The 523-nt window shown below is 57.2% G+C and carries 1 protein-coding gene and 1 tRNA gene; both read right to left on the reverse strand.

Annotation, left to right across the window (positions count from 1 at the left end):
• Positions 1-28: 28 nt before the first annotated feature.
• Positions 29-289 (reverse strand): hypothetical protein, encoded by a 261-nt coding sequence (locus B8460_RS20980; protein WP_148360574.1) that lies wholly within the window; start codon positions 287-289, stop codon positions 29-31.
• Between the two features lie 66 nt (positions 290-355).
• Positions 356-431: transfer RNA gene (locus tag B8460_RS12240), tRNA-Phe, on the reverse strand.
• Positions 432-523: the final 92 nt, after the last annotated feature.

Raw genomic sequence — 523 nt, forward strand, 5'->3', positions numbered from 1 at the left:
CTACGATCCAGACTGATCGGCTACCGCTCTAGCGGCTCATGAGTTTCTGCCGAGCAAAGCTTTCCAATCCATCAATGGTGGTGATTCGATTGCTTACCACATCATCCAAAGTGACGGTAATTTCGTCGGCGACATGGCCTCCACCCTCGATTCTTGCTTTTGTTTGCCACGTCTGAAACTCCCATTTCTTGAATTGGTCCGGAAGACCAGGGATCTTCGACCGTATCAGCGCGTAATCCGCCTCCAACAAGACCGTAACCGCCATCTGGGCCATCGGCGTCACCAGCAAAAATGCTCATCTGCGTGGCAGTGAAGCAGAGCCGGGCTAAGTGTGGCTATGGAAGTTTCGGGCAGATGGTGCCCAGGGGCGGAATCGAACCACCGACACTGCGATTTTCAGTCGCATGCTCTACCAACTGAGCTACCTGGGCTCCGGGGCGGCGGGTGCAGTAGCCCCAAACGGGGAGCGGATCAAGCCGCCGCGATCAGGCATCCTCCGCGTCGTCGCTGAGAAGCGCGTCCG

This window comes from Acidisphaera rubrifaciens HS-AP3, from assembly GCF_000964365.1.
Taxonomy (GTDB): Bacteria; Pseudomonadota; Alphaproteobacteria; order Acetobacterales; family Acetobacteraceae; genus Acidisphaera; species Acidisphaera rubrifaciens.